Raw genomic sequence first — 10,444 nt, forward strand, 5'->3', positions numbered from 1 at the left:
AAAACCGCTCAGGCACTATGAGCGGTTTTTTAAAATCTCATAAAAATGGGTGTCTGGCACATGCTTCTTCGCAATAAACCCTTGCTGGAATTGAGGAAATACCTCTTGTACTTGTTGAATCTTTTGATGAATCACATGAACATACGGGATATAAAGGTGATCCACAAGCTTCTGATCATTCATATAGTAATACCAATTGAGATTATACGTATTCTGATCAATAATCGTAAAGGCAGAAAAATGATAGAAAAGCAACGCATTTTCGTCGAGATAGATTTCTCCATCAACAATTGATAGCTTGTAATTTTCAATGTTCCAAATCGCTGCATTGGCGCCTTTTGACTGGACCACATGAACACCTTCGAAATCGTTGATCCATCTTTCGACATAACGCTGATCACCATACGTCTTTTTTTCCTGATCCATTTCCACTGTGCAATGTGCAATACAATTCTCTTTCCATTGCGTCACAGCTTGTTTGCCAATGTCTGTATTACGACAACCTACAAATCCTGTATTAAAACGACCGGATAGTTGATAAAAGTGATAGAACCGTGCAGAATTCATATGATCGGTCAGAAACAAATGAGCCAGTGGATTCTCTGCAAAAATCGCCTCTGGATCATGATAAAAATACAAATCCGTATCCAAATGAGCGAGATAATCAGCATCAGAGGACTCAAGAATTTTCTGAAGAAAAGCAGGCTTTAATGTCCAACAATACTCATGAAACGTGCGGTTTTCTTTGGCGATTCGTAACGCATCATCTTCTACCTCGTGAATCTGCTGATATTGGACGTGCGGATGAGGAAACTGACGCAAAACCTCATAAGCCAAAGGGTCCGCACATAAGACAGACAGCTTAAAAGCATGGGCTTTTTGTTCAAGTGAATGAATCAGTGCCAGTAGCTTAAAGACATGGGTATTCGACACAATGGTTGTAAAATGATATGACGCCATCTACAACACATCCACTTGAAACAGATCCACACGTAATAGCTCTTTCGTTAAACCTTGTATGGCTTCAACAAGAAGATGGCAGCCATATTCCTGCCGTGCAAGCTGAGCCGCCCCTGACAACTTCTTCAGAGGGAAATGTTTCGCAGTCAGTGCATCTCGTTTGGCCCGCTTGATGCCTACATTTCGTTCTGTGATCAAATGGAGCAACTCTAAAAAATAGGACAATAGCCCATCAAATTTAGGGTCCTTCCGCAGCTGACGAATCTCTTTGACAATATCATTCGTCACAGTATGAGAAAAAGGACTAGAGAACGCCAAATGAACATCAATAGAATCAATATCATTATACTTCTCGCACATATACAATATGTTATATTTGATGTCATCAAAGGACGTTAAATTACTCGGATGCTCCTGATGCACACTTAAAATATCCTCCCGTAATTCAAAAGACAGACCAAGCTGATGCAGACGGATCCCTAAATCATAATCCTCAAAGCCATAGCGAACAATCTTTTCATCAAACATTCCTAACGCCAGCACATGCTTACGTTTCACAGAGGAGTTATTGGTAATGAAAAAACGCCAAGGCAGTTCGTAAGAGCCCAAATCACCATCATACATCTCTAAAATGTCTTTGAGGGTATCAATAAATTCAGACTGCAAATCAAAACTTTTTTCTAAGAATGCACCACTTTTCACTTCGTCCATTGATAATAGTGGTGTTTTGTTCTTCATATTTCTTTTATAAAGACCTTGTGTTTTTAATCGTTTCAAATGATCTTGATCAAATGAAGGATAGAAATAACGATAAATCCGCTTCCAGCAAACACCACAAATCACCAAATTCTCTTGATCAGCATGTGCCTCTGCATGCTTTTGGATAAATTGTGGCTCTGCCAGCATATCGCTGTCGTGAAAAATAAGAAGATCTCCCTCTGCTTCTCGAATGGCATGATTTCGCCCTTTCGCGATCCCTTGATTGACATCAATCCGGACTTTTTTAAACGGAAAATTGACTTCTATTTCTTCAAGCATTTCCATTGTCCCATCAGTGGACCCATTATCCGCTACAATGACTTCAAATGGAATATCCGTTTCCTGAAGCGTGAAAGAAACCAAACTTCCCTCTAAACGCTCCTTGGCATTATAGCTAGGAATAATGACGCTTACTTTTGGTTTGTCCTTCATGCGTCATCCTCCTCCAGTTTGGCATAACCATCAAACATCGGATTGACTTGTTCTACTGACTCTATCACGTGACGAAGCACATCGCGATAAGCCTCTTGGAAAAATGGTAAATCGGTTCGCCCTTTTTCATGAATTTGTTGCATCTGGTCTTGACTCACGATTCGAAAGCCGCTGAAATGATAGCAAATGAGCGGATGCCGATCATCTATTAAAATACGCCCATTCTCGTCGCGATGAAAGGTATGTTGTCCATAATTCCAATGACCAATGTTCACGCCTTTTGTTTCGATATCTTCTACATTGTCAAACAACTCTGGCATATGATCCAAATACCCTTGATCACCGAACTTCCCTTCTCCTGGCGCATTTTTGCATTCTTTTAGACACTCTTTTTTCCACCAATTGAGACACTTGCGACCAGCTTCATCCCCCTTAAAGTGAATGAAGCCAGAGTTATAGCGACCTAAAAGCTTTTGCAGCCTCTTCACTTCTTCTGGTTCAAAGCTTGGAATAACAATATCCCCTCTAGACAATAGAACAGAGGCATTCGGTTGGTTTTGAAAAACGACTTGTGGACTTTCATAAAAAAACAAGTCCGCATCCAAATACGTGATCCATTCAGGCGTTTCCCGCTCAAATAACCATTCAATCCAAACAGGCTTTAATGTCCAGCAATATTCGGAGTCGTCTCGTTCCTTTTTCACATTCAAAAGCACCGGCGTTTCAAGCTCACGGACGTGGACAAGATCGACATGTGGGAAATTCATTTGCTGAAGCAGCTCAAAGGTCGCATCATCCATACATAACGTCTTGATGACAGCATCATTCTCTACTTGCTTCAACGATAAGAAAAAGGCCATCGCTTGATAAAGTCTCCCTTTTGATAGAACAGTGCAATATATGCTGTTCACCTTTTGACACCTCTACTTCTTAAAGAATTCTCGGTACCAATCTATCGTTTTCGCTAACCCTTCATCAATGGAATAGTCAGGCTCCCAATCTAGTAGCTTTCGCGCTTTCTCTGCCGACAAATATTGATGCTTGATTTCATGGGTTCCTTGATTAAGAATACGAGGTTTTAGCTCACTCCCCATTGCCTTTAAGATTTTATCTACGAGCTCTAGCACCGTCAGTTGAATTTCATTACTAAAGTTAAACGCTTCTCCTGCCAGTCCTTTCTCCTCCATCTTCTCTGCCAATAACAAATAGGCTTTTACTGCATCTTCAATATAAAAATAATCACGAATAAAAGTGCCATCACTTCTAATTTCTGGAGCCTTTCCCTCTAGTACAAGCTGAATCGTCTGCGGAATGATTCGGTTGAAATTCAAATCTCCGCCTCCATATAGATTTCCGCATCTTGTCATACAAACCGGAAGCCCATACGTGTTGTAATACGTATGAGAAATTAAATCGGCACAGCTTTTCGACACATCATATGGATGCTTTCCATTGAGCGGCATGTTCTCATCATATGGAAGCTGCTCTTGATCACCGTATGCTTTGTCGCTTGAAGCGACGATCACTCGTTTGATTAGCGGCTGCCTTCTACAAGCCTCCAGCACATTCCATGTTCCTAATATATTGGCTTCAAATGTGGAAATAGGATGCCTGTTGGCGACACCTACAATGGCTTGAGCCGCCAAATGAAAGACTGTATCGATCTCGTATTCTCCTAAAGCACGCTCAATTGTCTGCATGTCCTCTAATGCCCCATGCACCACGTTCATTTTTTCAAATTGACTACCTTCATATAAATTCGATCTCGGCACTTGATCACGCACAAGCCCTGTCACGTTCGCCCCTTGATCAATCAATTCTTTGACCAAATAACTCCCTAACAGTCCTGTACACCCAGTCACAAATACATTCTTCCCTTGCCAAAATGAACTCATGTCGTCACCATACCTTCCATGGTTGTTTACCCTCGGCCCACATCTGATTCACTTCTTTTAAATTTTTATACGTGTCAATTGCTGTCCAAAAGCCATGGTGCTCATACACAGCCAGCTGTCCATCATTCGCCAGTTGCTGAAGCGGTTCAGCTTCAAACACGCAATCATCTTCGTCTGATAAATAATCAAATACTTTTGGAGACAACACAAAAAAACCTCCATTGATCATCCCGATATGATCTGTCTTCTCAGAGAAGGATTGTGCCATGCCGTTATACACCTTCAACGTCCCATACTGTGATGTCTTTTCTATACCTGTCACCGTCGCAGCTGCGCCAAGCTCCTGATGTCGTTTTAGCAAATGAAACATGTTGATATTCGCCAGCCCATCACCATATGTCATCATAAATGTCTCATCACCAATATGGTCTTGTGCCTTTTTCAACCGCCCGCCTGTCATCGTCTCCTGACCCGTATCTAAAAACGTGATATTCCAATTCTCCGATTTCCCTAAAAGCTTCATCTCACCTGTCGACATATCCAGCTTTATGCTATGGTGACGCCAATCATAGTTGAGAAAGTATTCCTTGATCTTCTCTCCTTTATATCCAAGCAATAATATAAACTCATCTACACCGTAATACTGGTAGATTTTCATAATATGCCATAAAATAGGTCGATCTCCAATCATAGCAAGTGGTTTAGGAAGCGCTTGTGTGACCTCACTCATTCTCGTTCCCTTTCCTCCGCAGAGAATGACTGCCTTCATCTTCTCCCCTCATCTCTCTATGAAAATTTTCGATTAAAACCTCATTTCATGCGGGAAAACAGTATACATATCTTCATACTTTGTCCGACATCAGGTTTTGAATCTACTCTATTCATATGTCAAAACGAGAGTGTGTGCTACCTAACATTTAACTATTTTTAGAAATAAAAAAGAGCGAGAATGGTATTCTTACTCTTCACGTTATTATTCATAAAACATTTCTCGGGAAATAATGACACACTTTTTCCCCATTCATTGACGATTTTCTCTCCTTTTCCTATACTCAACATATCCGAAGAAGAAAAAGTGGTGACCAAAAGTGGATTTTACAATACGCTTTCTATCATTCTTTGTCGTCGAAGTAGAAGGCAAAGATGAACAAGCAAACAAGCGATTTAAACATTATCAAACATTAGACCAAGAGGAATTTGAACAAAGTGAACTGAAAGACTTTCTAGACGGAGAACTAAAAAAAATCGTCAAACGAAAAGTCGACAGACACCCTAAATCTGAACAAGTCCCTACCAAAATTGGTCGATTCATTGTCGAACCAGGTCATGACCTCGATTCGAATCCAAACTACAATTTGTTTCACCAGACGAGATTCGCAGACACAAAAGACACATTTAATGACTGTAGTGAACAGTTTGTACGCACATATTTGGATACAAGTGCTGTGAGGGGTGGCGTCTTTTTAGTGGCGTCTGCTGTTCCGAAAAAGTATTTCGATGACTCGTTTGTTTTTATTATGAAATGCGATTTTGAACAAAAAGTGGCATCGATTGCCGATACATCGACATTGATTCGAAAAGTCGAAATGGCGATCACAACAAAAAATATGAAATCCATTCAATATCCGCACATGCCAGAAGAAGGCATGACAGAAGAGGCTGAAGTGAAGATACATCAGTCATCACATGCTCGCTATTTTGAGGATTTTCTTAAATTCGTAGAATACGGCGAATCCATGCCTGAAATCATGAAATCGCAGGTCATGAATATCGTACAGGAACAAGTCATTGAATCATTACAAGATGAAAGCGAAGAATTAAAGCAATTCGAAGAAGATCTCGAAATCTGGGAAGCAAGTGAAAAACGCGAAATTCGAGAACACCTCGATACTGAACAAGTCACGTTAGCGGCTTCACACATTGTGGAACAAACACCTGATATCACGATGAAAATGCGACTAGGTGAAACAGAAATCAAAGGGCTTCTAGCCGACTTTGGACACTCAATCCATCTTGCCAAGCTAAACAATCGATATGTCGTGTTAGTGGAAGCAGATCAAATCGTATTTGAAAAAGGAAGCACACCGGTCGAGTTTCATAAACCAAACGGATTAAAAGAAGTTGTCAGTCACCTTACACAAAAAGCCTATGATTCCGATATAGAATAAAAAAAAGTGCCTGCATTGTCTAGGCACTTTTTTTATTCTGACACCTGAACAAGATCATGAGGTACAGCCTTCGAAGCTTTGAGTAACTGCTCTGGTGTCATGAGAATTTCATTCCCCCATTCACCCGCTCCGACACCTAACCGATCTTCCTGTAGTAACGATGCTTCAATCATCGTGCGAAAACCTTCAGGTTGCCAACAAAATGGCGGGATTGAGCCAATTCTGTAGCCCGTCACCTCAAGTACGGTCTCCGGTGATGCCATTTTGATATTGCGGGAGCCGGCTGCTTTCTTTAGCTTCCCTGATTGAATGTGCTGATCAGCCCCAACCATCACAAGCAATGGCTCTCCTTCTCCTGTTTCAAAAATCAACGTCTTGATCATTTGCCTCTCGCGAAAGCCAAGGACTGCCGCGACATTGGCTGCACCCTTATCTGTTTCAGGAGAAAAGGTTTTCCTTTCATACGCAATTCCGTGCTTGTCCAAAAAGTCATGTGCCGGTAATGTCTTCAATAACTAAACCCCACTCTCTATTTTTCTTTTAATCAGCTTATCACAATCAACTTATCCGTATGTTAAATTTTTCAAAATAATCTCTCTACACTTCACCCACATGCTATAATGAACTTGCTTTTGAAAAGGGGCGGTTTGATATGGAAAACACGTTTTGGTTTTATACAGGCAGTAGAACTTTCTTGATGCTAAGTGACCTACTCTTTGTGATGACCATCACTTTTTTCATTTATCAAGATACACAATCTGTTGCCTATGCCTCATTATTTCCACTGATTAGAACATTATGTCAGCTACTGGCAGGGCTTTTATCCCCCGTATTGACAGATCGTTTTCAAACCTTTCATTTATTGAAGTGGATTCCTCTCTTCCGTCTTGGAATGATGACATTGTTTACAACACAATTCCATTTGATTGTGCAACATATGTCCTGGCTGTTTGTTGCACTTATTTTGATTTCTTTGACAGGCGGTTTGATCAGTCCTGTATTACAGGCAATCTTGCCGATGCTTGTACCAGAAAATCAACTGGTGAAAGCCAACAGTACATCCTCTATTTTTCATCAAATCGTTCAAGTCGCTGGATATACATTGACCGGAATGCTCGTCTTTTCCGTGGGCCCATTTTATATACTCGTTATCACATGTATCATGATTGTGATTTCTTATCTCTTTTTCATTCCTATTTTGCCAATTCTTCAACAAGAAAAGATTGTTCAAAAAACAAATACAATGGGCAGTTTCAAAGCTGGTTGGACTGTTATTTTGAAAAATAAAGCCGTCCGCACCCTGATCTTTATGGATGTTTGTGAAAATATAGCGGGTGCTGTCTGGATTGGGACGATTACGCTTGCCTTTGTCACGCAGGATTTAAAGGAAACTGAAGAATGGTGGGGATTGATCAACGCCGCTTATTATACTGGTGCGATTGCAGGTGGGGTGTTGGCTGCATGGATGAATCAACTGATTCAAAAACAGCTTCTCCTATTTATGGCAGCAGGTTCATTCATATATGCGGTGCTCACCATACTTTTTGCAGTGAACAGCCTTCCGTGGCTCGCCCTGTTGCTTTGTATCCTCATGGGGCCTGCCTATCAAATTCGAGATGTGTCACAGCAAACGATTCTTCAAACAGAAACCCCAGCCTCCTATTTATCTAAAGTGTATTCCGCTCACTTTGTCCTTTCATCGGTATCTGTTAGTCTATCCATTTTACTTGTGGGAATCATTGCAGATATATTCGGGGCTAGATTTGTGTATTTGTTCGCCGGTCTGTTTGTGCTCGTCTGCTCTAGCATCGCCATCCTTACTTTCATGATTCAGAAAAAAAGAGCGGCTGATTAAGCAGCAGCTCTTTCACTATTTTCCCTTCAGGATCGCAAACATATCACGAGCCATCGTTTCTAAAATATACACAACCGGTGTCTGCGTAGTGATATTGGCTCTGTGGATCCGTTCATCTGTGACGTAATAGGCGATGTTCAAATCCGATATACGTGAAACCGTACAATGCTGATTATTTGTAATACTAATAATTTTACTGCCTTCTCTTTTTAATTTTGAAATATGATCAATCGTAATACTGTTCTCTCCCGATACAGACAGCACAATCGTCACGCTATTGTCTAAATACTGCATATTCATCGGAAAAAATGGATCATTGATATAAAATGAAAATTTCTCAAGGCTTGAGAAGTACCTTGCGCCATATTGCGCCAAGATGCCTGAACTACCTGTCCCAATGAACAGCACATTTTTCGCCTCAGCAATGAGCTTCGCTGCTTCTTTGATTTTCTCCTCAAAATCCCCTTTTAGGGTACGCTCTATAAATTCATAGAGAAAATGCTGGGTGCTTTTTAATGCAGGGGGCTGTTCTGACTCTAAATACATCTTCAGCTTTACTTTAAACTCTGAAAAACCCTCACAATTCACTTTTCGACAAAAACGAAGAACAGATGAAGTAGAGATATGTGCAGCATCCGCCAAATCCCGAATCCTCATATAGACGACCTTCTCTTTGTTTTCCATGATATATCGGTATAAAGCGCTTTCTAGTTCATTAAAGCTGGCAATGACCTCACTCGAAAACATCTCACTTCCCCTTTCCCACACGTTATGTAGCATGTTGTTTCTTTTATGTAACAAATCTCTAAATGAGACACTCTTGCCTAAAGAGCCTGAAGTCATTTACGCACCATGTATCTCACGATAAGCTAAATATGTACAAATAAAAAAGGTTCTTTTCTCTATTATAACATGGTGCGTTACATTATTCGGAGGTGCAGAAGATGGCAAAAGGATTAAAGGTTGTCACAATTGGCGGAGGTTCAAGCTATACACCAGAGCTAATCGAAGGATTTATTAAACGGTATGATGAATTTCCAATTAGCGAGCTATGGCTTGTTGACATTGAAGCAGGAAAAGAAAAGCTTGAAATCGTTGGTCATCTTGCGAAACGCATGGTGAAAAAAGCAGGACTCCCAATCGACGTTCATTTAACATTAGATCGTCAAAAAGCACTTGTTGACGCTGATTTTGTTACAACTCAATTCCGTGTTGGACTTCTTGATGCCCGTATAAAGGATGAACGTATTCCTTTAAAATATGATGTCATTGGTCAAGAAACAAATGGTCCAGGAGGCTTATTCAAAGGACTCCGCACCATCCCTGTCATTCTTGATATTGTCAAAGATATTGAAGAATTATGCCCAGACGCATGGCTTGTGAACTTCACGAACCCTGCTGGTATGGTCACAGAGGCCGTTCTACGTTACTCAAACCACCGCAAAGTCGTTGGCCTATGTAATGTTCCAATCGGTATTCGCATGGGCATTGCCAAAGGGCTAGATGTAGATGCGAGCAGAGTGGAAGTCAGCTTTGCTGGATTAAACCATATGGTATTTGGACTCGACGTGTTCTTAGATGGCAAAAGCATCATGGATCAAGTGATCAAAGACATGGCAGATCCAAACTCCACGATGTCGATGAACAATATTCAAGCCATTCCGTGGGATGCAGATTTCTTAACAGGGCTTGGCGTGATTCCTTGTCCATACCACCGCTACTACTACAAAACAAGCGACATGCTAGCGGAAGAAAAGAAAGCAGCAGAAACCGAGGGAACGCGTGCAGAAGTCGTTCGTGCATTAGAAAATGATCTATTCGAACTTTACAAAGATCCTGATCTTGATATTAAGCCACCACAGCTTGAAAAACGTGGCGGAGCGTATTACAGTGATGCAGCTTGTAACTTAATCGCCTCCATTTATAACGACAAGCATGACATTCAGCCTGTCAACACGATCAATAATGGTGCGATCAGCGACATTCCAAATGATTCTGCCGTTGAACTGAACTGTGTGATCACAAAGGACGGTCCAAAGCCAATCGCTGTTGGTGAAATGCCAGTGGCAGTCAAAGGGCTCATTTCACAAATTAAATCATTTGAACGTGTAGCCGCTGAAGCAGCTGTAACAGGCGATTACAACACGGCACTTGTCGCCATGACCATTAACCCACTTGTCCCATCAGATTCTGTTGCCAAAAGCATCTTAGATGAAATGCTCGAAGCCCATAAAGAGTATTTACCACAGTTTTTTAATCGAGTGGAAGCTTAAATAAAAGAAGAAACCGCACTTAGAGATAGACTAACCTAGTCAAATGGGACATAAAAAAACACCCTTCTAGTGATACACTTAAACAAAGTGTTAATTAGGAGG

General features: G+C 41.0%; 10 protein-coding genes. 3 read left to right on the top strand and 7 right to left on the bottom strand.

The features are described from left to right. Positions 1-15: 15 nt before the first annotated feature. Genes AB1K80_RS16350 through rfbF form a run of 5 tightly spaced genes read right to left on the bottom strand, consistent with a single transcriptional unit; the run spans position 16 to position 4,815 of the window. Positions 16-960 (bottom strand): putative nucleotide-diphospho-sugar transferase, encoded by a 945-nt coding sequence (locus tag AB1K80_RS16350; protein WP_412857930.1) that lies wholly within the window; start codon positions 958-960, stop codon positions 16-18. Beyond that, complete coding sequence (locus AB1K80_RS16355) at positions 961-2,151, bottom strand: glycosyltransferase family 2 protein (RefSeq protein ID WP_412857932.1); 1,191 nt, start codon at positions 2,149-2,151, stop codon at positions 961-963. Further along, the gene (locus AB1K80_RS16360) at positions 2,148-3,062 is read right to left on the bottom strand and encodes a putative nucleotide-diphospho-sugar transferase (RefSeq protein WP_412857933.1); all 915 of its coding nucleotides are present in this window, start codon (positions 3,060-3,062) and stop codon (positions 2,148-2,150) included. The genes AB1K80_RS16355 and AB1K80_RS16360 overlap by 4 nt, the downstream gene beginning before the upstream one ends. A 12-nt stretch (positions 3,063-3,074) precedes the next feature. Beyond that, positions 3,075-4,046: a GDP-mannose 4,6-dehydratase gene (locus AB1K80_RS16365; protein ID WP_412857935.1), complete on the bottom strand. Its 972-nt coding sequence runs from the start codon at positions 4,044-4,046 to the stop codon at positions 3,075-3,077. 4 nt (positions 4,047-4,050) lie between these two features. Then, positions 4,051-4,815 carry a glucose-1-phosphate cytidylyltransferase gene (gene rfbF, locus AB1K80_RS16370; protein WP_412857936.1) on the bottom strand — a complete coding sequence of 255 codons (765 nt, stop codon included), beginning with the start codon at positions 4,813-4,815 and terminating at the stop codon, positions 4,051-4,053. A 319-nt stretch (positions 4,816-5,134) separates the two neighbouring features. Between rfbF and AB1K80_RS16375 the strand changes: the two genes are divergently transcribed. Next, a complete protein-coding gene (locus AB1K80_RS16375; protein WP_412857938.1) occupies positions 5,135-6,214 on the top strand; it encodes a DUF3900 domain-containing protein in 1,080 nt (359 codons plus the stop codon). 32 nt (positions 6,215-6,246) lie between these two features. Here the strand turns inward: AB1K80_RS16375 and AB1K80_RS16380 are convergent, their stop codons facing one another. After that, positions 6,247-6,726, bottom strand: a complete 480-nt coding sequence (locus AB1K80_RS16380; RefSeq protein ID WP_412857939.1) for an aminoacyl-tRNA deacylase — start codon at positions 6,724-6,726, stop codon at positions 6,247-6,249. Positions 6,727-6,866: 140 nt separating this feature from the next. Between AB1K80_RS16380 and AB1K80_RS16385 the strand changes: the two genes are divergently transcribed. Next, the gene (locus AB1K80_RS16385; protein ID WP_412857941.1) at positions 6,867-8,069 is read left to right on the top strand and encodes an MFS transporter; all 1,203 of its coding nucleotides are present in this window, start codon (positions 6,867-6,869) and stop codon (positions 8,067-8,069) included. A 15-nt stretch (positions 8,070-8,084) separates the two neighbouring features. On the opposite strand, the gene AB1K80_RS16390 is transcribed toward AB1K80_RS16385, so the two are convergent. Further along, positions 8,085-8,816, bottom strand: a complete 732-nt coding sequence (locus AB1K80_RS16390) for a MurR/RpiR family transcriptional regulator (protein ID WP_412857942.1) — start codon at positions 8,814-8,816, stop codon at positions 8,085-8,087. A 197-nt stretch (positions 8,817-9,013) separates the two neighbouring features. Here AB1K80_RS16390 and AB1K80_RS16395 point away from each other — a divergent pair, with 197 nt between their 5' ends. After that, positions 9,014-10,342, top strand: a complete 1,329-nt coding sequence (locus AB1K80_RS16395; RefSeq protein ID WP_412857943.1) for a 6-phospho-beta-glucosidase — start codon at positions 9,014-9,016, stop codon at positions 10,340-10,342. The last annotated feature ends 102 nt before the right edge of the window (positions 10,343-10,444 follow it).

Source organism: Bacillus sp. 179-C3.3 HS, assembly GCF_047229225.1.
GTDB lineage: Bacteria > Bacillota > Bacilli > Bacillales > Bacillaceae > Bacillus.

What these genes read in the sequence shown, in the direction of transcription:
- AB1K80_RS16350 (WP_412857930.1), bottom strand. Translation starts at nt 960, where the DNA reads ATGGCGTCATATCATTTTACAACCATTGTGTCGAATACCCATGTCTTT.
- AB1K80_RS16355 (WP_412857932.1), bottom strand. Translation starts at nt 2,151, where the DNA reads ATGAAGGACAAACCAAAAGTAAGCGTCATTATTCCTAGCTATAATGCC.
- AB1K80_RS16365 (WP_412857935.1), bottom strand. Translation starts at nt 4,046, where the DNA reads ATGAGTTCATTTTGGCAAGGGAAGAATGTATTTGTGACTGGGTGTACA.
- rfbF (WP_412857936.1), bottom strand. Translation starts at nt 4,815, where the DNA reads ATGAAGGCAGTCATTCTCTGCGGAGGAAAGGGAACGAGAATGAGTGAG.
- AB1K80_RS16385 (WP_412857941.1), top strand. Translation starts at nt 6,867, where the DNA reads ATGGAAAACACGTTTTGGTTTTATACAGGCAGTAGAACTTTCTTGATG.
- AB1K80_RS16390 (WP_412857942.1), bottom strand. Translation starts at nt 8,816, where the DNA reads ATGTTTTCGAGTGAGGTCATTGCCAGCTTTAATGAACTAGAAAGCGCT.
- AB1K80_RS16395 (WP_412857943.1), top strand. Translation starts at nt 9,014, where the DNA reads ATGGCAAAAGGATTAAAGGTTGTCACAATTGGCGGAGGTTCAAGCTAT.